21 protein-coding genes are annotated in these 23,956 nt (G+C 40.3%); 16 read left to right on the top strand and 5 right to left on the bottom strand.

What is annotated here, in order from left to right:
• The first annotated feature begins 46 nt into the window (after positions 1–46).
• Entirely contained in the window at positions 47–1,240 is a 1,194-nt protein-coding gene (locus tag VB740_RS02255) for a serine/threonine-protein kinase (protein WP_323198464.1), read from the top strand.
• A 155-nt stretch (positions 1,241–1,395) separates the two neighbouring features.
• On the opposite strand, the gene msrA is transcribed toward VB740_RS02255, so the two are convergent.
• Complete coding sequence (gene msrA, locus VB740_RS02250) at positions 1,396–2,064, bottom strand: peptide-methionine (S)-S-oxide reductase MsrA (protein WP_323198463.1); 669 nt, start codon at positions 2,062–2,064, stop codon at positions 1,396–1,398.
• 174 nt (positions 2,065–2,238) lie between these two features.
• Between msrA and VB740_RS02245 the strand changes: the two genes are divergently transcribed.
• Entirely contained in the window at positions 2,239–2,754 is a 516-nt protein-coding gene (locus VB740_RS02245; RefSeq protein ID WP_323198462.1) for a YidH family protein, read from the top strand.
• A gap of 74 nt (positions 2,755–2,828) precedes the next feature.
• Positions 2,829–3,737, top strand: coding sequence for a beta-1,6-N-acetylglucosaminyltransferase (locus VB740_RS02240; protein WP_323198461.1), 909 nt, complete (start codon positions 2,829–2,831; stop codon positions 3,735–3,737).
• A 69-nt stretch (positions 3,738–3,806) separates the two neighbouring features.
• On the opposite strand, the gene VB740_RS02235 is transcribed toward VB740_RS02240, so the two are convergent.
• A complete protein-coding gene (locus VB740_RS02235; RefSeq protein ID WP_323198460.1) occupies positions 3,807–6,002 on the bottom strand; it encodes a recombinase family protein in 2,196 nt (731 codons plus the stop codon).
• Between the two features lie 87 nt (positions 6,003–6,089).
• On the opposite strand from VB740_RS02235, the gene VB740_RS02230 reads away from it, so the two are divergent.
• Both VB740_RS02230 and VB740_RS02225 read left to right on the top strand, forming a co-directional pair.
• Positions 6,090–7,430 (top strand): proton extrusion protein PcxA, encoded by a 1,341-nt coding sequence (locus VB740_RS02230; RefSeq protein ID WP_323198459.1) that lies wholly within the window; start codon positions 6,090–6,092, stop codon positions 7,428–7,430.
• Positions 7,431–7,528: 98 nt separating this feature from the next.
• On the top strand, positions 7,529–8,872 hold the full coding sequence (locus VB740_RS02225; RefSeq protein ID WP_323198458.1) for a murein transglycosylase A: 1,344 nt from the start codon (positions 7,529–7,531) through the stop codon (positions 8,870–8,872).
• A gap of 244 nt (positions 8,873–9,116) precedes the next feature.
• Here VB740_RS02225 and VB740_RS02220 read toward each other — a convergent pair whose 3' ends face one another.
• Entirely contained in the window at positions 9,117–9,350 is a 234-nt protein-coding gene (locus VB740_RS02220; RefSeq protein WP_109011723.1) for a DUF3134 domain-containing protein, read from the bottom strand.
• A 202-nt stretch (positions 9,351–9,552) separates the two neighbouring features.
• Positions 9,553–9,981 carry a hypothetical protein gene (locus tag VB740_RS02215; protein WP_100900011.1) on the bottom strand — a complete coding sequence of 143 codons (429 nt, stop codon included), beginning with the start codon at positions 9,979–9,981 and terminating at the stop codon, positions 9,553–9,555.
• 1,073 nt (positions 9,982–11,054) lie between these two features.
• Here VB740_RS02215 and VB740_RS02210 point away from each other — a divergent pair.
• The 11 genes from VB740_RS02210 to VB740_RS02160 all read left to right on the top strand — a co-directional run bounded on the left by VB740_RS02210 (position 11,055) and on the right by VB740_RS02160 (position 22,068).
• Positions 11,055–11,672: a hypothetical protein gene (locus tag VB740_RS02210; RefSeq protein ID WP_323198457.1), complete on the top strand. Its 618-nt coding sequence runs from the start codon at positions 11,055–11,057 to the stop codon at positions 11,670–11,672.
• An 18-nt stretch (positions 11,673–11,690) separates the two neighbouring features.
• Positions 11,691–12,062, top strand: coding sequence for a hypothetical protein (locus tag VB740_RS02205; protein WP_190729596.1), 372 nt, complete (start codon positions 11,691–11,693; stop codon positions 12,060–12,062).
• Positions 12,016–14,766, top strand: a complete 2,751-nt coding sequence (locus VB740_RS02200; RefSeq protein WP_323198456.1) for a hypothetical protein — start codon at positions 12,016–12,018, stop codon at positions 14,764–14,766. Before VB740_RS02205 ends, VB740_RS02200 begins: the two co-directional genes overlap by 47 nt.
• A gap of 110 nt (positions 14,767–14,876) precedes the next feature.
• On the top strand, positions 14,877–15,764 hold the full coding sequence (locus VB740_RS02195) for a hypothetical protein (RefSeq protein WP_323198455.1): 888 nt from the start codon (positions 14,877–14,879) through the stop codon (positions 15,762–15,764).
• A gap of 227 nt (positions 15,765–15,991) precedes the next feature.
• Complete coding sequence (locus VB740_RS02190; protein WP_323198454.1) at positions 15,992–17,053, top strand: hypothetical protein; 1,062 nt, start codon at positions 15,992–15,994, stop codon at positions 17,051–17,053.
• Between the two features lie 105 nt (positions 17,054–17,158).
• Positions 17,159–17,977, top strand: coding sequence for a hypothetical protein (locus VB740_RS02185; protein WP_323198453.1), 819 nt, complete (start codon positions 17,159–17,161; stop codon positions 17,975–17,977).
• A 50-nt stretch (positions 17,978–18,027) separates the two neighbouring features.
• The gene (locus VB740_RS02180) at positions 18,028–18,732 is read left to right on the top strand and encodes a hypothetical protein (RefSeq protein ID WP_323198452.1); all 705 of its coding nucleotides are present in this window, start codon (positions 18,028–18,030) and stop codon (positions 18,730–18,732) included.
• Positions 18,729–20,366 (top strand): hypothetical protein, encoded by a 1,638-nt coding sequence (locus tag VB740_RS02175; protein ID WP_323198451.1) that lies wholly within the window; start codon positions 18,729–18,731, stop codon positions 20,364–20,366. Before VB740_RS02180 ends, VB740_RS02175 begins: the two co-directional genes overlap by 4 nt.
• A gap of 124 nt (positions 20,367–20,490) precedes the next feature.
• Positions 20,491–21,063, top strand: coding sequence for a hypothetical protein (locus VB740_RS02170; protein WP_323198450.1), 573 nt, complete (start codon positions 20,491–20,493; stop codon positions 21,061–21,063).
• A gap of 444 nt (positions 21,064–21,507) precedes the next feature.
• Entirely contained in the window at positions 21,508–21,747 is a 240-nt protein-coding gene (locus VB740_RS02165; protein ID WP_323198449.1) for a hypothetical protein, read from the top strand.
• Positions 21,748–21,810: 63 nt separating this feature from the next.
• On the top strand, positions 21,811–22,068 hold the full coding sequence (locus VB740_RS02160; protein WP_323198448.1) for a hypothetical protein: 258 nt from the start codon (positions 21,811–21,813) through the stop codon (positions 22,066–22,068).
• 2 nt (positions 22,069–22,070) lie between these two features.
• Here VB740_RS02160 and VB740_RS02155 read toward each other — a convergent pair whose 3' ends face one another.
• Positions 22,071–23,810 carry an ABC transporter ATP-binding protein gene (locus VB740_RS02155; RefSeq protein ID WP_323198447.1) on the bottom strand — a complete coding sequence of 580 codons (1,740 nt, stop codon included), beginning with the start codon at positions 23,808–23,810 and terminating at the stop codon, positions 22,071–22,073.
• Positions 23,811–23,956: the final 146 nt, after the last annotated feature.

Below are 23,956 nucleotides of genomic sequence, written 5' to 3'. Positions count from 1 at the left end.
ATCCTTGAATATAAGGGAATCAGAGTAAATTGCCAGCAGGTGTAAGATGCTGCAACCAGAACAGATATTACAAGATCGTTATCAAATCCAACGCCAACTCGGCAACAATGGAATTCGTCAAACTTGGCTAGCTAAGGATTTACAAGCCTCTAATGGCGAAAACTCGACCGTTGTGGTCAAGCTTTTAGCCTTTGGTGGTACTGTGCAGTGGGATGACTTGAAACTCTTTGAGAGGGAAGCACAAATACTTAAACAGCTAAATCATCCCCGCATCCCTCAATATATAGATTATTTTTGTATCGACGATCGCACACTCTGGTTTGCCTTAATACAAGAATATATTCCTGGTGAGTCGCTCAAGGATAAACTTGCTGTTGGCAAAAGGTTTAGTGAAAAGCGAGCGAGAAAAATTGCTGTTGAGGTTTTAAATATTCTCACGTATCTACATGAGTTGAATCCAGGGGTGTTGCATAGAGATATTAAACCGAGTAATTTAATCTGGGGCGAAGATAATCGGATTTATTTAGTTGATTTTGGCGCAGTTCAAGATAAAGCGGCGAAAGAAGGCGTTACTTTCACAGTTGTGGGTACTTATGGTTATGCCCCAATGGAACAATTTGGTGGTCGAGCAGTTGCGGCTTCAGACCTCTATGCACTGGGAGCGACTTTAATCCATTTGTTAACTGGAACTTGCCCTTCTGATTTACCCCAGCAGGATTTACGGCTGCAATTTACAGACCGAGTTAACCTGAGTCCCAGTTTTGTCAGTTGGCTACAAAAGTTGATTGAACCTGCTCCAGAACAACGGTTTATTAGTGCATCCGAAGCGCTGAATGTTCTCAAATCTGGCCTGGCTGTCAAATCTGCAAACAAGAATCAACTTTTGCCGCTAAAAGAAATAATCAACAATTCTGGATGCGGGATAAATAATTACAATGAAACAGTCCCAGAGGAAATTCTTGGTTGGAATTGGGGGGCATTTTTGATGCCTTGGTTGTGGATGTGGCCTAATCAAGTGTGGTATGGGCTATTCTGTTTTATACCCCACGGTTGGTGGTTAATGGCGATCGCACTTGGTGCTAAAGGCAATGAATGGGCTTGGAAAAGTAGGCCGTGGCGCAGTATTGAACAATTCAAAGCGCATCAGAGAGGCTGGGCGATCGCTGGTATTCTAATTGGAGCGCCTATTAGTATTATGTTGTGGATTCGAGCGATCGCTGTACTCAAATCTGTATTTTAAATAAAAGCGCACAGATGTGCGCTTTTACTATATTTTTGGCGTTGCTGAATTAAAGTATGAATCTGGATGTAGAGACGTAGCAGTGCTACGTCTCTACAAGGATTTTGGTATTATGCAAAATCATTTTCATACATGGAATCAGCAACGCCATATTTTTAACTACTAACTTGCGATTCAACTACACCAACGGGACAAGATACGTTTGTCCCTCCTAAACCACAATACCCATTAGGATTTTTAGCCAGGTATTGCTGATGGTAAGCTTCAGCATAGTAGAATTCCGGCGCATCCAAGATTTCTGTAGTAATCTTGCCATAGCCTGCATCGTTGAGAGCTTTCTGATAAGCTTCCCGCGATGCTTCTGCTAGCTGCTTTTGGCTTTCAGAATATACATAAATTCCCGAACGGTATTGAGTGCCAGCATCATTACCTTGGCGCATCCCTTGGGTGGGATTGTGGCTTTCCCAGAAAACTTTGAGCAGTTCGGAATAACTAATTACTTTGGGATCAAACACAACCAATACCACTTCATTGTGACCGGTTCGCCCACTACATACCTCTTCGTATGTGGGGTTAGGTGTGAACCCAGCAGCGTAACCTACTGCGGTGGTGTAAACTCCTTTAAGTTGCCAGAATTTACGTTCTGCGCCCCAAAAACAGCCCAAGCCAAAAATTGCCTTCTCTAAGCCATCGGGATAAGGAGCTTTTAAAGGATTCTTGTTGACATAATGAGCTGCGGGTACTGACATAGACTGTGCCCTTCCTGACAAAGCTTCTTCAGGTGTGGGCATAACTGACTTTTTGCCAAATCCGAATAGTCCCATTGATTTTGACTCTGATATATATCTTTACCTTATTTACTATTGTAAAGATTCTAGCGATCGCTTGGGTTTTTCTCAGAGTCCTGACTGGATTTTGTTGGCCTTGTGGCGCTAGCCCATGCTATTTATCAATGTTATGAATACTTTTTAAGGGTAAATTGACGTCAGAAGATACTCATGGATAAAATACCAAAAATTGATCGCCAAAGGGAGCATCAAGCGAATGAACGTACTTTTCTGGCTTGGCTACGCACTTCTATTGCATTGATTGGCTTTGGTTTTGCTATTGCGCGATTTGGTATATTTCTCCAACAGTTGAATATTGCGATTACTCAACGAGAAGCTCCGGTAAATCCATTATCCAACTCGGAAAATTTGGGTTTGGCTTTGGTAATTTTTGGAATTTTGGCTGTTGCGTTAGCCGCGTGGCGATACAATCAAGTTTTCTGGCAAATTGAACGAGCAGATTATAAACCGAATAGGTTAATGGTTTGGATAATGACCGGAGTAGTAATTATTTTGGGACTTTTCAGTATTCCTTTGCTCTTAAGGCGTGATAAGAATGTGCCTTTTCGTTCTCCTGTTCCAATTCAACCACAGTCCCGAAATTTGCAAAGATTAACCTCAAACGCCAATGTTAACAAGGGGACAATTACTACTCTATATAAACAAATATTTTTGTTTTTGAAATAGCTCATTAGTCACTCGTACTATTGTGTAAAAATGTAGACCTTTACCCCACATCAGTAACATTTAAGGTAGTTTTTATGAAAATAGCATATATAATTTTGGCACATAAATATCCGGAACAATTAGTACGTCTTATTTATAAACTAAACACAAATGATGTTTCATTTTTTATACATATAGATAAAAAAGCGGATTATAAAATTTATCATCACGTACTAACTCAACTTAAGGATTTTAAAAATGTCTCTTTCATAAAGAGATACGATTTAGCATGGGGAAGTTTTGATATTGTTAGAGCTAGTCTTAAAGGAATAAAAGCAATAGTTGAAACAGGTAGTTACTTCGATTATGTTATATACTTATCGGGTCAAGACTATTTGATTAAGTCAAATGAACAGATTAAGAAGTTTCTCGAAGAACATAAAGGTAGAGAATTTTTAGAGTATTTCCCACTACCTTGTAATAAATGGTACGAGGGAGGTTTAACAAGATTAGGATCTTGGCATATTCGTTGGAAAGATAAGAATTTTTGTATCCCAGAAAAGCGTGAGTTTAAATCTCCCATTAACTCTTTTTTATATTCATTGTTGATTTTGCTTTTACCGAAAAGACATAAATTTCCTGAAGGCTTTGCTCTTTATGGAGGTTCAGCATTTTGGTGCTTAACAGGAGAATTAATAAACTGGATAAATGATTTTGTGAAGCGAAACCCTAAGTTTGTTAATCGTTTTAATTACACTTATTGTCCAGATGAATTGTTTTACCATATCCTAATTGTAAATTCACCTTTTAAGGATAAAGTTATTAACACTCACTTGACGTATTTAGAGTGGTCTAACGCTAATGCCCTTCATCCCAAAATTTTAGAAAAAAATGATTTTGATAAAATTAGAGAATCAGAAAAATTATTTGCCAGGAAGTTTGATATGACTATAGACTCGGATATATTAGATATGATTGATACAATGATATTGAGCCAATCTTAACTTACAAATAAATTATAAACTGCTAAATTAGCGGATGAATATGCGAATTTATAAAACATTAAATAAGTTTTATATAACTGAATGCGTTACACAAGCATTCACTAAGGGTAACAGTGGCCCCAATTGCTCTTGTCCATTTACGGCTAAATCGCTGTGACACAAATAAACTCTCTCGGATACACGAGACAATAAATCTGTCAAAATCCTTTGCAGTCGTTGTTCTTCTGCCAATTTCTCATCTTCTGCTGTCCAAGGTTCGCCTAACCTGTCTTGCAGGAAAAACGGCGCACCAAACAAAGTCGCTGCACCACCTTTCGCCCATAGAGGTGAACCAGCATCCAGCCAAAAATGCCAACGGTGCGATCGCCTACTAGATCGGTATTGAAATATAGTTGCTAAGGTGACGGCCTTTCTGGCTCCACCAATGGGGCGCACAGGGTAAGGGTTGGCGGTAATCGTACCACGTCGTAATAATTGAATGAATTCGATAATAGTTGTGTGAGGCGTTGTCTCAGCTGGGGCAATTTGTCGTAATCTGGTGTCAATTTCCCAGTAGTGTTGGGCGGTTTCTAATAATTCTCGCAATGCTGCTAGTTGTTCGTAGGGGAGATTGCTGCCATTCCACAAAAAACGTTGAATTGCTCTGTCTAAAAGGGAAATGGGACTAGGAATTAACCGCAGTTCTTGTTGCGATCGCTGCTGTTCCAACCACTCTAATATGTCATTATAGGCTGTAGTAGCTGCATAGCCGATTCTATCCCAGCGCTCGAAGGCTGATACTGGTAGCAAATTGGGGCGATCGGGATGGGGTACAAAGCAGTAATCTGCAATCAAACCAGCACGTACCGGATCAATATTTGTAGAGACGCGATTCATCGCGTCTGTTCTAGATACCCGATTCATCGCGTCTGTAGAGTTCTCTAGTGGTTGTTGTTTCCTACTCAAGACAACTAGCATTTCTGCCACGGCATCCCGGTCTACGAGGCGTCCCAAGCCAGGATAAACTAGCGCCAGCATGGTGAGTAATGCACGAATGACGGGTGAACTAACTAAGGGTCGTTGGTCATTCAACGATTCTACTTGGATGTTTTGCTTAACGAGGATTTCTACTAGAGTATAACGAGCGATCGCATCTAAACCTGGTGCAATAATCGCCACTTGTTCTGGTTGTACTTGCTGTGATTGGATGGCATTAGCAATTACCTCGGCTGTTTGTCGCAATAGTTGGGCGCGGGAGGTGGTTTGAATTGAATGCACAATCTCAGGTAAGCTCAACAGCACCATTGGTTCTGTAACCAATTCCACCATCTGTTTAGTGAGTTGCTCACCAAGGGACTCTGGAGGCGGCCCGGTCAAGATTTCTACCCGACAACGCTCTGCCAACCCTTCTAGATAATTGGGGTCTGCTCCCAATCCCAATCGCACTGCACCGTCGGGATTGTAGCTAAAGGCCCCGACTGCGCCTTGATCTAATAACAATTCAAACAAAAGACGCGCTACGCTAGGATAATCATCTACATCATCCGCCAGTACTGCCTGATAGCGTTTAATTAGGTGTTGTTGGTAATTGCGATCGCTTAATAAATATTGACTATAAAGTTCGGTAATAATGCCATAAGTTAGTAACCCCCTTTCTAAACACCAGTTACGCCAATCTAAGAGCAAAGAGGCTATAAATTCCGGCTCTAAAGTTGTAGTATTTTCTGCCAGACCTTTTGCCAAAATCTGGGCAATATCTTCGCAAGGTATACCACTGTAAGCTGCTAATTGCAATAAATCTAGGATGCGACGCACCAAGCGAGACTCATTCACTCCCGCAATCCGTAAAATTTCTTCGTCTAATTGGGGACGCCAGAGTTTGGTTGCTAACTCTTGTTCGGTTTCTGGCCGTAATCTTACCGGAAACTGTGCCTTCAGGCTCAACGAGTTAATTAGCAATGGCCAAAATAAAATAACTTCATCCTGGAAAAAACCTAGCGGTGTCTTGGCACGCACTGGATATTTCCCTAGTGTAGATGTAACAATTATATCTCCTAATTCTCGACGATTATCGTCATTGGCAGCTAAGACTAAAACTCCTGGCTCTGTTTGTTTAAGATATAAAAATTCGGGTATATGAACGCCTTTTTTACGCCCATGATATTTAGTATCAATTGTTTCAGTATACTGTTTTTCAGGTTGCACCCAACTACAAAATTGCTCTACCAAGCGAACCGTCTTACCACTGCGGCTAGTGCCAACAATCCAAACCGAATGAGAAACCACAAACTCTCTCCTTGTAGATTTGCTAAGATACCTCGTGCGTTAACTTAAGGTTAAGAATCACCAAATAATGCTAAATGATTGTCTCCAATGAAAAACTTTGTTTTTAGCCAAAAAATCTATTCTTTCTTACTTGATACTTATCGATGGTACTTACAAACTCCTGAACGTTCTTTACATCAAGCTTACGATGCAGCATTAAAAATCAAGGAAATAGAAAATAAGCATTTTAATGGTAATAAAATAGACATTGACTCAGCCATGTACAGTAATAGTGTGATGGATTATTTTGAGTCAGACTTAAATAAGCTATTAAAAACTGCCAAGATGCGGCTGACAGAGTTTAGAGCAAGCCGTTGGTTTTTAAATGAAGAGAATCAAAAAGCTGCTCAAAAAGCAGGTATAGAGCATCCCAGTCCTTCTTTGGTTTTGGAAAAGCTTAACTTTATCGATCAAGTTATATCCAAATACACAACAATTACTGAACAAATAAATTCTAAAGCTTTGGTGGTCAAACCTGCAAATATACCAGATGACTCTGCAATATCTGACGATAATCTGTTGCCTGTTAATGCTCAACCGTTACCACCGAAAATACCAACTCAAGGCTTAGAAAAAAAACCAAAACGGAAAGCCGATACGATGGGCGTTCTACCCCGCTCTATTTTAAGTACTATCACTCGTCTACAAGTTGAATTAGATCCTAATTCTGAACAAGAGGTAATTCATAATTTTCGTCAAGCTCAAAGAAGAACAATAATATCTATTAGGTTTATTTTACTACTAATTATAGTACCACTTTTGACGCATCAAATAGCAAAAGCTTTCGTAGTAGGACCACTTGTTGAGGAGTTTAGAGAGACTGAGCAAATGCAGATATTCCTTAATTCCGAAATGGAAGAGGAAGCTCTTGTAGAATTACAAAGATTTGAAGAAAAGCTCAAGTTTGAAAATCTTATTAGAAATGCCCCTCCACTGTTACCTGAGCAGATGGAAATTGAAATGAAAAAGAGGGCTATTGGGATTGCGGAAGAATTTCGTCACGAAAGCTCGAATGCTATCAAAAATGTTTTTGCAGATATTTTTTCAGTTATTGCTTTTATCTGGCTTTTAATCGTCAGCAAATCTTCTATTGCTGTAATCAAAGATTTCTTTGATCATATTGTGTATGGACTTAGTGATAGTGCTAAGGCATTTATCATCATTTTATTTACCGACGTATTTGTAGGTTTTCACTCTCCTCATGGCTGGGAAGTACTCCTAGAAGGTGTATCGCGTCATTGGGGATTACCAGCAAATCGAGACTTTATCTTCTTATTTATTGCTACATTTCCAGTGATTTTAGATACCATTTTTAAATACTGGATATTCCGATATTTGAACCGGATATCGCCTTCAGCAGTTGCGACTTACCGTAATATGAATGAATAAGGTATTGGTCATGGGTCATGGGTCATGGGTCATGGGGCATTGGGCATTGGGGATTGAGCATGAGCGAAGTTAGATAATATCAAAAATTTTGAATTTTGATGAAAAAGACACTTACTGTGTTGGGAAGGTTTAACAAAGTTATCGCTATCAGCTTACCTGTAACTTTGTTAATTTTTCTGGTGCGGATGCAATCTTTGGGAAATCAAGAACTCAGTCCGCCAGAATGCCGTGTGAAAAAATGGAATATACCAGTATCATTAACTGCTGAAAATCAAGATGCATTTTCACAAAAGCAAAAAGCACCATTGATTAAGAGGTTACCAGTTACTTGTTGTCAGGATGATACCTCTTGTTTAGATCAAGTTCTATTTAGAGAAACACCAGACAAAAAGGCGCTGGTGACAGCTATCGATCGCAGTCTCCAATACCTGCAAACGGCTAATGCTAGGGCTGCTTATCAAAACTATCCGATGGCTGGAATTACGGGCGATGATGCCTTCGGCGGCTTGCCCCTTCGCGATCGCATCTTCAAAAGCTTGAAAAGATTCCGTGAACTCCTACTAAAAACTAATTCTGCAACAGAATTACATCAAGCCACCCTGCGGGAATTTGTTCTTTACCAGTCAGTTGGTAAAGATAACAAAGGTTCAGTTTTATTCACCGCCTATTATGAGCCGCTTTACGCAGCCAGTCGTGTCCCCACAACAGAATACCGTTATCCTGTTTATCGATTACCTCCTGATTTAAACTCTTGGACTAGGCCTCATCCTACCCGCGAAGAACTAGAAGGAGCAGATGGTTTACAAGGCGCAAAAGGAAAATTGCGAGGATTAGAGTTGTTTTGGTTTCGCGATCGCCTTGAACCATATTTAGCTCAAATTCAAGGTTCAGCCAGGCTTCAGCTTCCCGATGGGACTCAGACAACAATCGGCTATGCGGGTAATATCGCTTATAACTACAAAAGCATTGGGCGAGAATTAATCAATGATGGCAAGTTACCACTAGACGGTGTAACTATGCCAATTATTCTCGACTATTTCCAAAAGCATCCCCAAGAATTAAATATTTATATTCCGCGCGATCGCAGTTTTGTTTTTTTTCAAGAAAACCACGGTGAACCAGCCCAAGGTTCTATCAACGTACCACTAACAGCAGAGCGTTCTATCGCTACAGATAAATCTCTCATGCCTCCTGGTGCTTTAGCCTTAATTCGCGCTTCTATTCCCTTTGCTAATCCTACCGGAAAAATGGAGGAGCAGATTATTAGCCGTTATGTTCTTGATCAAGATGCCGGAGGCGCAATTAAAGGTGCAGGTAGGGTAGATTATTTTTTAGGCACTGGGAAAATAGCAGGCGATGCCTACGGCGGGCAAAGCCAACGCGCTGGTGTCACAGTCAGCAATGGACAATTATTTTATCTATTACTTAAGCCTAAGAATTAAATACACTTGCATTTTAGTACTAAGAATCCCAACTTCTCTAAAAAGTCGGGATTCTTAGCCTTTGGGCGTAAATAAATTACACATTCCAAATCAATGGAACGTTTGGGGTAAGTAATTACGAATTACGCTATTAGTACAGCGCGGCGGAAATAAACAACCCATTCCAAATCAACAAAACGCTTACGCTCTATTCATCTTGACTTTTAACTTTTGACTTTTGACTTTTGACTTCCGCCTTGCGGTACTAGGCTTCTATATCCATGTCACCATCATCATCGTCATGATCATAAGGAATATCGTCAAGGTCTATCATTTCTGAAATTTCTTCTACTTCATTTAAATACTCAGATTCTTGATGTTCCCGCTCTATCAGACGACCAGTTGACTTTAACCATTCCAGGAGAATAAATTCATTACTTGTACGAATTACAGGCGCTCGCTGGTTACGAGGTTCTTCACGCAAAGGACTTGTAGGCATAAAAAAAACTCACTTTGAATTATGGGTCACTGTGCAAAAACAGCAAAATTGTACACTAGGGTTAAAAGCCTTGTATAACAAGTCTTTTTTCAACAAATGGAGTATGAACCATTGAGTTTTTTATTCTCTTGTCCGTCTAGTTATTTACCATTAAAGTGTCTTCGCGTCAGTCCTAATAATAAAACTTCAAGCGGACGCTATCTCACAAGGCATTTGGTAGCTTGGCGAGAGTTTCATACATATTAGAGGGTAATGCAGACAATCTGTTCGCTACAGCGACTGCATCAGCTAAGTTGCTAAATTGACACCGGACAATCTCTTGCCCATTTCCTGAGGGAAATCGCTTCCTAGCTTTGTTAGAAACAGCACAAATGATCGCTAAAGCTTTGGCAAAGCCATCTTTTGTCAATATTGTTTCTTGAGCGAACCCTTCAACTGGGATAAGGCAAACCTCAAATCGATAGCCGGGCCTAGGAGAAACAGCTATGTCGATATAAGGTTTATCTTCTTTCCTGATTCTGCGTAAATATTGGGCTGTAGAATTAGTATCGTGCAAATCAGTCCCAAGGGCATAAGTAAAAAAGCAATCTTCTGTGAGTGACTCAGGACGGGTAATTATATCCGTTGGCATAAGTTCAAGTACTAACCGTATATTATCTGGGCTTGCTACACCCTCCACTTGTCCACATTTTTGGACAATGGGATGTATCAGTTTTACACGAAATATTCCAATAGAGTTGCGCCAACTAAAAATTTAAATTTTTGCAATGCTGAACGCTCTCATCTCTAAAGAATAGATTGGCAATATCAATTGACATAAAACACCTCCAGAATCAAACGATGTAGAGATTTAGATTCGGAGAGGCGTCTATATAGTCAGTTACATGACCGAAAATATTTCTCAACTATATCTAATTATAACATAGTTGACGGTTAAACTGTTCTCAACTATTCTAACCCATAGATATTAGGCATATTAGTCCACTAACAATAGTAAGGTTGTATTGAATTCCAACTTTTAGATGACTGAATACCCTTATAATCTAGTTTCAATTTTTACCAAAATGCTTTAAAAGTAGAGAATAAATACTTAGTGCAATCATCTTAATATGTAATAGTGTCTATACAACTTAAGATATGTCAGTATTAGATATAACTATAGGAATCCGGTTTGATTTTTGAAAAGATACGTAGGGTGCGTTAGCGACAGCGTAACGCACTATTACCAGGGATTCGGTGCGTTACGGATTTCATCCTAACGCACCCTACAATACTTAACTTTGTTCAAAAATCAAATAGTAATCCTATATCTAGTTGCAAATGTCTGTAAGAATAATACTACTAACTTTGCTAGGTCTTACTTACACGGTCTGATGAAGGTTAAATACAAGCTCCCAAACATTACCTCCCATTTTTACCACATTCTCCAACCTCTAAGTGAGGCTAAATCGCTCACAGGGCAAAGCTTGAGGAGGACTATGGGATTTCTGGTTTAAGGCTCAAAACTTAGCTTCTCAAACCATGCATACTTGCTTTTAAATAAATATTAATATTTATTTAACCAAATAATAGTTGTATATAATGTAAGACTTTACTGCAAGTTTAGAGATTTAATCAAAAATAAATGTTAATCATGTTAAATTGATTTGGTCGTTGTAAACTTTTAGACAAACAACACTCAAGTACACCATAGGAAAATTAGCAATGTCTAGGCAAAGTTCTCACGAGAGAAACTTTTTCAAAGCTTTAACTGGTAGCGCAGTCAAAGGAACTCATAAGTTAAGACTGGGATGGAAAACCAGCTTGATTATTCTGGTGGAATCTGTACCCTTTTTGATTGCTTGTGCTGTATTTGTAAGCGTTATCAGCCTAAAAAGTCCTATCCTGCTTTTTTGTTTACTAGTTGGTAGTTTAATTACAGTCATCACCCAGCAAATTGGGCAGCAGGTAAATTTACCAAGGCGATCGCTAATATTATTACAAATTTTAGCAGCAGCCGTCATTCTGAGTTTGTATTGGTTAGACTGGTTTGCAGCCCCCGCACAAGCGCAGTTTTTTGGGGAAGCTGAAAGGTTCTTCAAAAGAAACTTAGGTGGTGCAGCAACAGCTGGTGGTGGGAGTGAGACAGCAATAAGTTTGATATTTAATGTATTGCGGGCAATTTACTTGCTGTATATTGCAATTTCTTTAGTTGGTGTGATTAACGCAGTGCGTAAAGATGAAGATTGGCAAAGCATTGCCAGAACTCCCCTATTAGTCGTTGTTGCTGTTACCATTGCTGATGTACTTACACGCTTTGTAATTGGCCCACAAGGGCAGTAAATAATTCAGATATTTCAGATGTCTCAAGAGCGGGAACAAGAATTTCGTCCAGTCAATCAGGTTCTGGGAAGCCAACCCTCACTAGGACCAATCCCTGCCGATCAAATTCTTCCTTGGACGGTAATTGCCTTAGCCTCCTACTTTATTATCAATGGAATTTTTGGTGGGATTTTCCAAGAAGAGTTTCAAAAGTGGTTGTGGACAATATTAATGACTGGTTGGGGCATAGGAACTTGGTGGATCTTAACTGGTGGTAGGAGTTGGAGTTTTTTAAGCAAATTTATTGGCGTTCCCGCTTGGACAAGAGGCTTTGCTCGTTATCAAAGCTTATTGGAAGTTAACCATGAAGCAAAAAATCGGAAAACAAAGCGTCGGCGTCGCCGGAAATGAAAGTAGTAGATTAACACCATTTGAAGATGCCTTGCACTTGGCGACAATGCTACGTGTCGCAATGAATGGACGTGATGTTGGTGCTTACCTTTTGACAAAAGGCACTCAAAGAGATCGGTTTTGCTTTGTTTTTGGTTTTGACTGTAAGGGGATTCATACCACTTTAAGACCCGAACAAATCGATACACTTTTTAATAATATTGAAGCAGGATTGAAAGACATTCCTAGCGGTGAAAGGATGACACTGCATTTAGGATCTTTTAGTTCAGACAAAGAGCGCCAAAAAGAATTAGCATCACTAATCAGGAATGCGCCATCACGAGATATCAAATATTTGTTGATGGCAGAAAGAGCCAGAGTCAAAGAATTGACTATTTCTGGTGTTCGTAAGCCTAAATTTTTGCGGATTTATGTCACTTACACCGTTGAATCCAACTCGGCACATGCCGATGATTGGATAGAGAAGCTTTTAGTCAAAGCTGAATCATGGTGGTTGAAATTTAAAGGTGATCTTTCAGAAGTAGAAAACCAGCGCATTGAAACGCTAATCACAAATGCTTACAAGCAGGGTTTTCTCCGCTGGGAACAAATTTTATCTAACCAAATGGGATTGGATGTCAAACCTTTGAAAGCTGATGAACTCTGGGAGGGCATCTGGAAAAGGTTTAATGATACGCAGCCAATAGAAATTCCCCAGTTGATGACTTTAGATGAACAAGGATTGCACGAGCAAGTTAATTCAGATTTAGCTAGTACTAAATTGCTTCTAGACAATATCCACGGCACAACTTTACTGATGGAGTCTAGCGTACCTTGTGCCGATCGCCGCTGGGTGAATGTTAACAATCGTTATATTGGCGCACTGTCATTTCTCGAAAAACCCGGAGGCTGGCCGAATAAATCTGCCCAACTGCGCTATTTATGGGAATTATTGGCTAGAGAAAGAGTAGTAGATACAGAGATTTTTTGTGAGTTGACTGCGGCAAATCCGGCATTGGTGAAAACGACTTTGCAACGAGTGCTGAAGCAGTCAAACATGACGACAATCATGGCTCAAGAAAAAAGTAAAACTATTGATGTCAACGCTCAATTAAAGTTGAAGAAATCGGTAGCAGCACAAGAACAATTATTTGAAGGTGCAGTCCCGATTTATACGAGTATCGTTATTTTGGTACATCGTTCAACTGTCGATAAATTAGATGAGGCAACAAGATATATTGAAAACTGTTTTCAACGTCCAGCGAGAGTAATTAGAGAAACTGAGTATGCGTGGAAAATCTGGCTGCAAACTCTACCGATAGTTTGGGAAGGTTTATTGGCAACACCCTTTAACCGTCGTCAGCTATATTTAACCAGTGAAGTTCCTGGATTAATGCCTTTAGTTATAACTAAACAGGGTGATAAACAAGGCTTTGAGTTGATTGCTGAAGAAGGCGGAACTCCCGTACATTTAGATTTGTTTAATCAACACAAAAACTTAGCTTTGTTTGCTACAACTCGTGCTGGTAAATCGGTATTGGTATCAGGGATTTTAACTCAGGCTTTGGCGCATGGCATTCCGGTTGTGGCGCTAGATTTCCCTAAACCTGATGGGACATCTACTTTCACTGATTACACAGAGTTTATGGGGGCCAATGGAGCGTATTTCGATATCTCCAAACAATCGAATAACTTATTTGAGCAACCAGACTTACGATCGCTAGATCCAGAACAACAGCGCGATCGCTTTAACGATTATACCGCCTTCCTAGAATCAGCTTTAATGACAATGGTTTTAGGATCGTCCACCGAAAGTCAAATTTTATCGCAAACCGTGCGATCGCTGCTCAACTTAGCATTAGAAGCATTCTTTGCTGATGAAGGCATACAAGAGCGATATCGACAGGCGATGACGGGAGGATTTGGTACTCTTGCTTGGCAGAAAACCCCTACCTTAAAGGATTTTCTGTATTTCTGTTCATCAGAACACTTACAACTAAGTTCTTTAACTGGCAGAGTAGAAGACGCCCTCAGTCAAATTCAGCTACGCTTGCGGTTTTGGCTTTCGAGTCGCGTGGGACAAGCGATTTCTGCACCATCTAGCTTTCCTACGGATGCACAACTTTTAGTTTTTGCTCTAAGAAACCTATCAGATAGTGAAGATGCAGCCGTACTATCTCTAAGTGCCTATTCAGCAGCATTACGACGCGCATTAAGTAGTCCAGCTTCCATATTCTTTATTGACGAAGCACCAATTTTATTTGAATTTGAGCAAATTTCTGACTTAGTTGGCAGAGTTTGTGCAAACGGCGCTAAAGCCGGTATCAGAGTCATCTTATCAGGACAAGATCCTGATACTATTGCCAAATCTAAAGCTGCATCTAAGATTTTGCAAAACTTGACAACACGATTGATTGGACGCATTCAACCAGTTGCAGTCGATAGTTTTGCAGAGATTTTAAAATATCCGCGCCACATTATTTCTCGTAATGCCTCTGAAAGCTTTTTCCCGCGCAAAGAAGGCGTTTATAGCCAATGGCTGTTAGATGATAACGGTATTTATACATTCTGTCGTTATTATCCAGGTTATGAACAATTGGCAGCAGTTGCTAACAACCCCTCTGAACAAACTGCACGCAGTAAAATGATGCAACTTCATAGCGATAAATATGAAGCGATTTCTACATTTGCACGTCAGTTAGTGGCTACTCTACGTAGTAGTTAATCTGGTTGTGTAAGCAGTTAACAGTGATTCAAAAAGTTATAAATCATAGTTAAAAAGCTGAATTTCTGACTTGATACTTAATATCGTCTACCTTTTTGAGGCACAAATGTATGCGAAAAACTACCATTTTTACTCTTACGTTGCTATCCCTGGCAATCCTACCAGCAATGGCACAAGTTCAGCTAGGATCGGGATTAGGCGAGGTTTGGACTAATTTTAAATTATATTCGGCAGATATGGGAAAATACTTTCAAAATAATCTGAGCGAAAACTTAAAGCCTGTAGAAGTACAAAGTCGAAATGCCCTTGATAGTGCCAAGGGAGATACAGAATTGAAGATACCTAACCCCGTCGCTGCGGGACAAAAGGTTCGTGAGAACATTATCAACGAATCTTATCGTTCAGAGTCTAAAGCAAGCCGCTTTGAAAATAATCCAGCAGTACGGGCAAATGGAGTTAGTAATGAAGTCAATCGTTTAATTACTCGTGGAGCAGCGGAAGCTATTCTTGGTAAAGATGGACAAAATCGGACACAAGTAAAGTTAGAAAATACTCAAAATACACTAGAAGAAATTGACGCAATTAGTGAAATGGCGGGGTCACAAAACAACCTAATTAACAGCAAATTTGGCCGATTAATAGGTGCAGGACAAAATAGAACAACAGGTGGAATAGCAAATACAGCAACAAATGCAGCAGCAAATTTGGCTACAGGGAATATTACTGAAGCCTTATCATTAATAGGAGAAATACTAGGTGAAAACCAATTGCAAACTATTAAGATCCAACGGGCACAATCAGCAATTATAGGTGAAACATTTGCTCAGACAATACAAACGAATCAGTCTTTACAATATTCTAATTTAAATTTAGCAAATATTTCTCAACAGTCAGAAGAGGCGAATCGCGCTCGGAGAGTAGATACATCTACAGAAGCTGCGCGACTTTTACGAGCTACTTCTCAACTAGATTTGTTTGGCAGAGAACTTAGGAAGTAGGCTTTTAAAATAAAAAAACTTTAAAAGGATGTTATGTTTTAAACCGAAAACATCCTGGATGGCGCGTTACGTTCCTAACGCACCCTACTAGCGTGGCAAGACTAAAGTACTGCATTAGGAAAAAAGCAAAAAACATTGATTTATCTCGATTTTATCAAAAATCTATTGCACTATTTTAAGCTTGCCACGCCACTACGAAATATAAAAAAACAGCCCATCGATTCAAAATGCAATTTGCTATTCAACTAATTTTTGCCCAAGTAGGAACTCAACTAGGCATTGATGAGGTTCTCGATAATGGTGTCGCAACTTCCCAAAGTATTGCCGAAGGTTGGAACAATCAATGGAATGATTTATTAGTAAATAACACCAGTGAGAACTTGTATGGAGCGCTGACAAATCTGGGTATTTTTTTTGCGGTAGGAACCCTGTTATTTTTTATGATACAATTCCTCAAAGACTTAATATCCTACGAATATAGTCGTCCAATATCAGCGTTAATCTGGCCCTTTGTGGTAGTGATTCTCTTAAGTAATTCAGGGAATGGAAGTATCCTTTCTAATCTGACATTGGGATTACGGGGTTTTTTAAACACTGTGAATGGGCAAGTATTAGAAACAGCAGATGCGGATAAAATCTATCAGCAAGCGCTGAATATGAGTGTAGCTGAAGAAGTAACTGGTTCTTTTCTACGTCCTTGCCAATCGCTTACTGGCGCTCAACAAAGTCAATGCTTTGCCAGCGCTTCTGATAAAATCAACATTCTCTTGCAGAAATATAGAAATACATACAGAAATCAAAACTGGATAATTAGACTACAAACTAAGATAGATAATATTAGATATGGTACTGGCTTTGTATCAGAAACCTCATTTAATTCTTTGTTAGGTTCTACAGTCCAAACAAGCATCAAAAACTTTTTAATTTCCTTACAATATGCCTTTCAAAATCTCATAGAAGCGACTATGTTGCTGATAGCACTTTTAGGGCCAATAGCCTTAGGTGGGTCTTTATTGCCTGTAGCTGGTAAACCAATTTTTGCATGGCTGACAGGATTTTTATCTATTGGAATCGCCAAGATTTCATTCAATATTATTGCTGTGCTGACTGCCGCAGTTATTGTAAAGGGGCCAGGTCAAAATATTAATGCTGATCCAGATTTAATGTGGTTCATAATCTTTCTGGGGATTTTAGCACCAATTTTATCGCTACTTGTAGCTGCTGCTGGCGGTTTTGCAGTCTTCAGCGCTATCAGCAATACGGCTTCTTTAGTAAAGGAAAAGATATAAGAAATTCCCAATGACGTTCTGATAAGTCTTGTAACTGCTGACTATATACAAATCATAATTAATATAGATAGAATAGCTGAATCTTTTTGCAGAAGAGGTGAGTAAATGGTGCGTTTACTAGAAAAAAGACAAAGAACGGCAAGTGTTTTGACAGTTTTTGCGATCGCAACCTTCAGTTTACATATAATAGTTTTATTTTTATTCTTATTACAAGGGCTAAATATTCGCCAACTCAGTCAGAGAAGAGCTCCTAACTTTGTACAATTAATCGATGGTAAAACAGTAGGTAATATTGATGATTTAGCAAGAGAACCAGAAGCAATTCGCCAATTCATCAGCAAAACGATGATATCAATGTTTAGCTGGTCTGGAACCTTACCACCACAAAATATTGAAGAAGTTGCAAACCCCAAATCAGATTTAGGAGTTCTTATTCAAACACCTCAAGGGAGTAGCCAAAAAGTTACTACCAGCAGTTGGATAGCTAGTTTTGCCTTATCAGAAGACTTTCGCAAAGGTTTCTTAAGCACAGTTGCAGAAATGACACCGACAGAAGTTTTCTCTGAAAATCCCAACCTAGTTATGACATCACAATTAGTTATTAAGCGGGTTTATCCACCAAAACAAATTGCACCAGGCAAGTGGCAAGTGGGTATGGTAGCGGACTTAATTCAAAAAAACCGAGTCGGTGGTGCACAACTTATCACTCCTTTTAACAAAGATTTACTTGTACGTGCAGTAGATTATTTTGGTAATCCCTTAGGTAATAGTGGTACAGACCTGCAAAAAGCAATTTATAGTGTCCGCGCTGATAGATTAGAAATTTATGAAATTCGTAACTTATGTTTGCTAGATGGCTACGACAATCAAGGTAAATTAACACAATGCGGGACTGGACAAACATCTGATAGCTTTATAAGGTAATAGATTTCTCATTCACTTGCTCATAGTTCAACTTATATAATCAATTATTAATGCAATTACTCAAACCAGAAAATAGGAAAAATAATCCCTTGCCACTTTTGGCAGTGGGAACATTTGGTTTACATGTATTTACCTTGCTTTTAATACTATTTCACGGGTCTATGTTACAAGAGTTAGGCCGGCAACTCACACCTCAAAGTTTAGTGCAACTTGTTGATGGTCGCACTATAACTGTAGACCCCCAACCAAATTTAGAGCGACAGCCAGAAACTATTCGGCGCTTTGTGGGTGAGACTATGAGCTTGATGCTTACCTGGTCAGATCAACAGCCGCCAACACAAGTCTGGGAAATTACCTCCCAACTGGTAGCTGATGATTTTAAACAAAAACTTAAGTCAGAAGTTACCAATTTAAATCCAGATAGCCAATTTGAAAATGTTAATAGAGGAGCAGAAAATGTATTAGTAATCCAAAAAATTTCTCAGCCAACAGAAATAGGTAATGGAAAATGGAAAGTGGAAATGCTTGCTAATCAATTAGTTTTTAGCGGTTATGATAGGTTGGGGAAATCAGTTTCCTTTAATAAACAAATTTTAGTTAGAGTAATAGATGAACCCGCAACTTCGCTACCCAATGCAGCACTACCATTGCACTTCGCAGCTTACCGCCTTGGTGAAGCCAGACTAGAAATTTATAATGTATGTGATATCAAAGATAAAAATTGTTCTGGAAATCCTAACCAAGCTTTACCATGACTAGATACTCAACTCCTGCGGAAACACCTCCTCAAAATGGATTTACTCTAACTCCCGACGATCGCCAACAAGATGTAGAATCTTTTGATTGGGAATCGCGGATGTCAAGGTTAGTCGGCTTTGAAGAAGAATCTTCTACCGATAGCCAAGGATTAGAAGACTCTGGAACGCCGCAAGAGTCGCTATCTCTTCCACAAGAAGTTCAGACTAAGCAACCCCTCTCATCTAATCCCTTTGCAAAATTAGGCTTGGTAGGGGCTGCTACCTTAGCGATCGTTTTGGTAGGTGGTGTGTTTTTGTCTCAGTTGATGAGTAACAATCCAAAGCCAAAAACTATTGTTTCTCCACAAGTGCCTCAGCAGCCAACTAATGAATCTAGCTTTCAACAGCGAGAATCCGAAGTAGATGCTCTCAAAACGAAATTAGCCCTGACTGAACAAGCGCAGATGGTGAAAGCTGCTCAACAACAGCTTAGAACTGCCAAATCAACGCCGACAGTAGCCTTACAAAAGCCGTCGGTTTCTTCCAGAGATAGACAGAGAGTGATACCAACACCTCCACCAACAGCTTACGTACCTCGGACAGTGACAGTTGAGCGTATCGTTCAAGTACCTGCTCCTGCTTCTCAACCTTTGCCATCACCCCAACTACCAGTTGTGCAGCCAAACACTCAACCCGTAGTCAATATAACTCCACCATCTCCACCAAACCCATTTGAAGAGTGGAGAAGGTTAGCAAAATTAGGTAGCTACGGTCAAGTAACTGCTACAGATCAACCTAGTAACGTTGCAGCTGCTCCTGAACCTGCAAACAATCCACAGCCGCAAGAAGAGACACCACAACAGGAAACTCCTGCTCCTGCTCCTGCGGTGAGCCAAGCGCAACCCCTGGGACAAAAATCCTTAGCAATAGGGACTACTGCTAAAGCTGTGTTAGCAACAGCGATATTTGGGGAAACTACTAGATCAGGCGGTGGTGATGAAACAGGTGAAGGTGGAGCGAAAAACGTATTTGTGATCCGATTGAAAGAACCACTAAAATCTACCGATGGTGCGATCGCTTTTCCCGCGAATACAGAATTTCTAGCTGAAATTGGTTCCCTTTCCGAACAAGGTCTTTTGCAGATGAACGTAACTAAAGTTATCTCGCAAAATGGTGGCAACCCTACCGAACAAAGCTTACCCAACAATGCAATGATTATTCGCGGTACCCAAGGTAAACCTTTAATCGCCAATAAATATCCCGGTCAAAGTTCTTCCATAGCATCAATGGATCTAGGACTATTCGTTTTGGGAGGTCTTGGTAAAGCGGCAGAATTAATAAATCGCCCTGATACCAAACTTGTGCCTTTATATGGCAACTATAACAACAACGTCGTCAATCCCGACGGTACTCCTCCCGAAAACGAAGGCAGCACTACCAACTCCAACCCCGGTTTCATTACTGGTTATACTACCATCACTGAGAACAGACGCAACCTTGCAGCTGGGGTTGCAGAAGGTGGTTTCAACTCTGTAGTACCCCAAATTGCCCAACGTAATCAACAGGCGATCGCCCAAATGTCACAACCAACTAATATTTGGTTTATGCCAGCCGGGTCAACTGTTGAATTATACGTTAATCAAGCAATCTAGTTTTAGGAGGTAGGATTTATACCAATTTTAGATTTTGGATTGGGTAATGGTAATTGGTAATTAGTTTTCTTCCCAACTTTCCCATATTCTTCTGTTCTATCTACCAATCTCCCCATTTACAACCATGAAAAATAATCCTAACTTGTCAGGAAATACCCCAGGTAATTCTTATTTACTACCTATAGCTTCCTTTATTTTCTCAGTTGTTATGTTCTTGTTGGTAGGCCGCGCTGGCGCTAATAACGCTGTTCTGCGTTCCATATTTTCCTGTCAAGCACAGGGTTTAGGGGGACTAATACCTACAATCAAAATTTGGTATCAACAAGGAACAAACTTAAGCTTTATTCCGGCTGGAGAAGTAATTAAAAAAGTTTGGTTAAACGATCCATCACAGGTAACTATAGACTTTGATGGGCCGGTGTGTATGCAGTTTGGTCAAGACTCTAATAGTAATGCAGGAGATTGTAAAAACTCCGCAGCCAATGTAATTCAACTCAGACGAATTCAAAAACTGGATATTCCTGGGCTTCCTCCCACTGACAATACACTTTTAACAGTTGTTACCGAAGCACAAGGAAGAAATAAGTTGTACACTTTTCGAGTGTTATACGGAACAGATAACCCTGAATATCACACTTTAGCAATTTTTCCCGATCCTTCTGGTCAGGAAGGAGCTTGTGCGATAGTTTCACAATAAACTTATCAGCAAAGACAACTGAAGCTTCCCTCCACAAAAAGCGCTGATGTTTATATATATCTGCATTGTGGCTTCTCAAAAACCTTTCTCTAATTCCCTCCTTAGAAAAAAGGGCGTTGCTGAATTAAATAGAGACGTAGCAGTGCTACGTCTCTACAAGGATTTCGGTATTATGCAAAATTATTTTCATACATGGAATCAGCAACGCCGAAAGAAGAGTTAGAGAGTATCTAAGTCTTTGGGCAGTTTTCTTACTGTATAAAGCTAGGTTAGGCTACCACTTAGGTACTGTCGTAGTTCAATGAATTGAAAAACGCCATAACTTAACTGATTTGACTGACTCAGGCATTTTTAGCCTATATGTTTATAAATCTTCAGATAAAAACTAACGACAAATTCCAAATCTGTGTAAATATAAAGAAAAGCTTAAGAGGTTACAGACTCATGGTCACCGCCAAAATGATGCAACAGCTTTGGGCTGTAATCGAGTCTACCCAGGTCAGCACCCTGCTCCAGTTTGACGATGCTGCTTTAGTACAAGTGCTTCTCCAGCAGTTAAAAGCGAAGCAGGCTATTGATCCTCAGGCAGATAGCACTCTCAACACTTATATAAAATCTAAACTGCCCCTGATTCGTGATACGGCTGAAGGCCGATTATCCTTTGGGCAAGGCAGCAATAATTAGTGCGAGAAATCAAATGATTCCTCACCACCAAGCATACGCTCAGAGTTCAAACAGTTGAATATTATGAATAACTGGCTAGTAATTGCCCTAGTAGCTTATCTAATTGGAGCAGCGATTGAAGGGGTGACTACAGCCAGTCAGCTATCTCATTCAGTGCCAGAATTAGCTAAAAGCACACAAGCTCACTCTTCAGATTCTGCCACTGAATCTAGTTCGACTTGGCGAGTTGTGGCCGCCATCGCCTCAGTAAGTATATGTGGAGCTTTTTGGTGGCCTTGCCGCCTTTTCCACCGTTTAATTAAAGGTAAGGTTAATTCGTAAGCTTAATCCTCATCTGTAGAGTAAAACTGTTGGGCATAAAAACGGGCATAGCGTCCTTCCTGAGACAGCAGGGAGGTATGAGTACCAGCTTCAACCAAATGTCCTTGTTCTAGTACGAGAATGCAGTCAGCCCTACGAACGGTGCTTAAGCGATGAGCGATAATAAACACGGTACGGTTTTGCATGACTCGCTTGATCGCTTCTTGAACTAGTGCTTCTGACTCCGAATCTAAGGCAGAAGTAGCTTCATCCAGGATGAGGATTCGCGGATCGTTGACGATCGCTCTGGCGATCGCTAATCTTTGTCGCTGTCCTCCAGATAGGTTAACTCCGCGCTCGCCAACCCAGCTATGATAACCTTGGGAAAACTGGCTGATAAACGAGTGAGCGTTGGCAATCTTTGCTGCTTCTTCAATTGCTGCCAAATTTAATTCTTCTTGACCATAACCAATATTTTGGGCGATCGTTCCTGAAAAAAGCGTAATATCTTGGGGAACAATGCCAATTTGATGGCGCAAACTGGTGAGTGTGACATCGCGGATATCAATATTATCGATTAGAATTTCGCCCGCCTGAGGATCGTAGAAGCGAAGTAAAAGGTTAATTAAAGTCGATTTGCCTGCCCCAGAAGAACCAACTAAGGCAATGACATTACCAGGAGAAGCGTGCAAACAAAGATCCTTAAGCACTGGCTCGTCGGGATTGTAAGCGAAATTGACATGACGATACTCTACCTTACCAGCAATTCGTGGCAGTTCCTTTGCATTTGGTTTTTCAATTAAACTAGGCTCCTCCGCCATCAATTCAAAGATGCGTTCGACAGAAGCTTCGGTCTGTTTATACTCGTTGTAATTGCTAATCAGCAAGTCGATTGGCTGAATCAGTAAAGCCACAGCAGCTAAGAAACTGATAAAGCCTTGAGATGTCAGCTGATTCTGAGAAATCTGCCATCCTCCCAAGAGAAACAGCAGCATAATGCTAACTGCTTCCAAAAAACCAACAACGGGAAACTGAAGAGATTTGAGTTGTTGAGTCCGATACTTAGTTTGGCGATTGCGTTCTGCTTCCTGATTGAATCGCTTGACTTCATACCCTTGTGCTGCGAAAGCTTGAACAACGCGAATTCCGCTAAATACTTCAGTTAACAGCGCCGACAAATTGGAAACTTGATTTTGACTCTGGCGAGATAGCAAGAGTAATCGCTGACCAAATACCCCGATTAACCAAGCCATCAAGGGAGCCAAAATCAAACCCGCAAGGGTAAGTGGCCAATTCAGGTAGAGCATGTAAATGGGAATCGCAATTAACTGCAAGAGATTGGAAAGAAACTGATGGGATAACTTGTCTACAATCTCGCCTACGCGATCAATATCTTCAGTCAGCCGATAAGTGAGATCACCCGTCTGTGTGGTTTCAAAGTAATCCAATCCGAGTTTGTGCAGGTGAGCGTAAACCCGCTTACGCAAATTTAAAACCATGTTAAGGGCGGCAGCGATCATAAAGACATTCTGCCCGTATTGACAAAGCCCTCGAAATAAAAATACTACAGTAGCTACTCCGAGCCAGTAGGCAATCTGGTTAACATTTCCCTGACCGAGAAAAAAAGCGACCTGACCTGCTAGGTAGGGCACTGCTAGGGTGAGCAATACAAATCCTAAGATACAACCGAATCCCCGAACTAACAGAGGCCATTGGGGCCAAAGATAAGGTAACAGTTGCCAGTAGCTAGAGCGGACTTTCATAGTTCAATTCTTTATTGTTATCCTTACCGAAAAAAGGCAGGGGGCAGGGGGCAGGAGGAAGAAAATAACGCCGTGTGCAACTTTCTCTCAGACCTAACCCCCAACCCCTTCCCTACAAGGGAAGGGGAGCAAGAATCAAAGCCTCT

Source organism: Nostoc sp. UHCC 0251 (genome assembly GCF_034932245.1).
In the GTDB taxonomy this organism is placed as follows: Bacteria; Cyanobacteriota; Cyanobacteriia; order Cyanobacteriales; family Nostocaceae; genus Nostoc.
The sequence above is the reverse complement of the archived record's forward strand: the minus strand, read 5'-3'. Positions and strand labels throughout refer to the sequence as shown.

What these genes read in the sequence shown, in the direction of transcription:
- VB740_RS02255 (WP_323198464.1), top strand. Translation starts at nt 47, where the DNA reads ATGCTGCAACCAGAACAGATATTACAAGATCGTTATCAAATCCAACGC.
- msrA (WP_323198463.1), bottom strand. Translation starts at nt 2,064, where the DNA reads ATGGGACTATTCGGATTTGGCAAAAAGTCAGTTATGCCCACACCTGAA.
- VB740_RS02245 (WP_323198462.1), top strand. Translation starts at nt 2,239, where the DNA reads ATGGATAAAATACCAAAAATTGATCGCCAAAGGGAGCATCAAGCGAAT.
- VB740_RS02240 (WP_323198461.1), top strand. Translation starts at nt 2,829, where the DNA reads ATGAAAATAGCATATATAATTTTGGCACATAAATATCCGGAACAATTA.
- VB740_RS02230 (WP_323198459.1), top strand. Translation starts at nt 6,090, where the DNA reads ATGAAAAACTTTGTTTTTAGCCAAAAAATCTATTCTTTCTTACTTGAT.
- VB740_RS02225 (WP_323198458.1), top strand. Translation starts at nt 7,529, where the DNA reads ATGAAAAAGACACTTACTGTGTTGGGAAGGTTTAACAAAGTTATCGCT.
- VB740_RS02220 (WP_109011723.1), bottom strand. Translation starts at nt 9,350, where the DNA reads ATGCCTACAAGTCCTTTGCGTGAAGAACCTCGTAACCAGCGAGCGCCT.
- VB740_RS02215 (WP_100900011.1), bottom strand. Translation starts at nt 9,981, where the DNA reads ATGCCAACGGATATAATTACCCGTCCTGAGTCACTCACAGAAGATTGC.
- VB740_RS02210 (WP_323198457.1), top strand. Translation starts at nt 11,055, where the DNA reads ATGTCTAGGCAAAGTTCTCACGAGAGAAACTTTTTCAAAGCTTTAACT.
- VB740_RS02205 (WP_190729596.1), top strand. Translation starts at nt 11,691, where the DNA reads ATGTCTCAAGAGCGGGAACAAGAATTTCGTCCAGTCAATCAGGTTCTG.
- VB740_RS02200 (WP_323198456.1), top strand. Translation starts at nt 12,016, where the DNA reads ATGAAGCAAAAAATCGGAAAACAAAGCGTCGGCGTCGCCGGAAATGAA.
- VB740_RS02195 (WP_323198455.1), top strand. Translation starts at nt 14,877, where the DNA reads ATGCGAAAAACTACCATTTTTACTCTTACGTTGCTATCCCTGGCAATC.
- VB740_RS02190 (WP_323198454.1), top strand. Translation starts at nt 15,992, where the DNA reads ATGCAATTTGCTATTCAACTAATTTTTGCCCAAGTAGGAACTCAACTA.
- VB740_RS02185 (WP_323198453.1), top strand. Translation starts at nt 17,159, where the DNA reads ATGGTGCGTTTACTAGAAAAAAGACAAAGAACGGCAAGTGTTTTGACA.
- VB740_RS02180 (WP_323198452.1), top strand. Translation starts at nt 18,028, where the DNA reads ATGCAATTACTCAAACCAGAAAATAGGAAAAATAATCCCTTGCCACTT.
- VB740_RS02175 (WP_323198451.1), top strand. Translation starts at nt 18,729, where the DNA reads ATGACTAGATACTCAACTCCTGCGGAAACACCTCCTCAAAATGGATTT.
- VB740_RS02170 (WP_323198450.1), top strand. Translation starts at nt 20,491, where the DNA reads ATGAAAAATAATCCTAACTTGTCAGGAAATACCCCAGGTAATTCTTAT.
- VB740_RS02165 (WP_323198449.1), top strand. Translation starts at nt 21,508, where the DNA reads ATGGTCACCGCCAAAATGATGCAACAGCTTTGGGCTGTAATCGAGTCT.
- VB740_RS02160 (WP_323198448.1), top strand. Translation starts at nt 21,811, where the DNA reads ATGAATAACTGGCTAGTAATTGCCCTAGTAGCTTATCTAATTGGAGCA.
- VB740_RS02155 (WP_323198447.1), bottom strand. Translation starts at nt 23,810, where the DNA reads ATGAAAGTCCGCTCTAGCTACTGGCAACTGTTACCTTATCTTTGGCCC.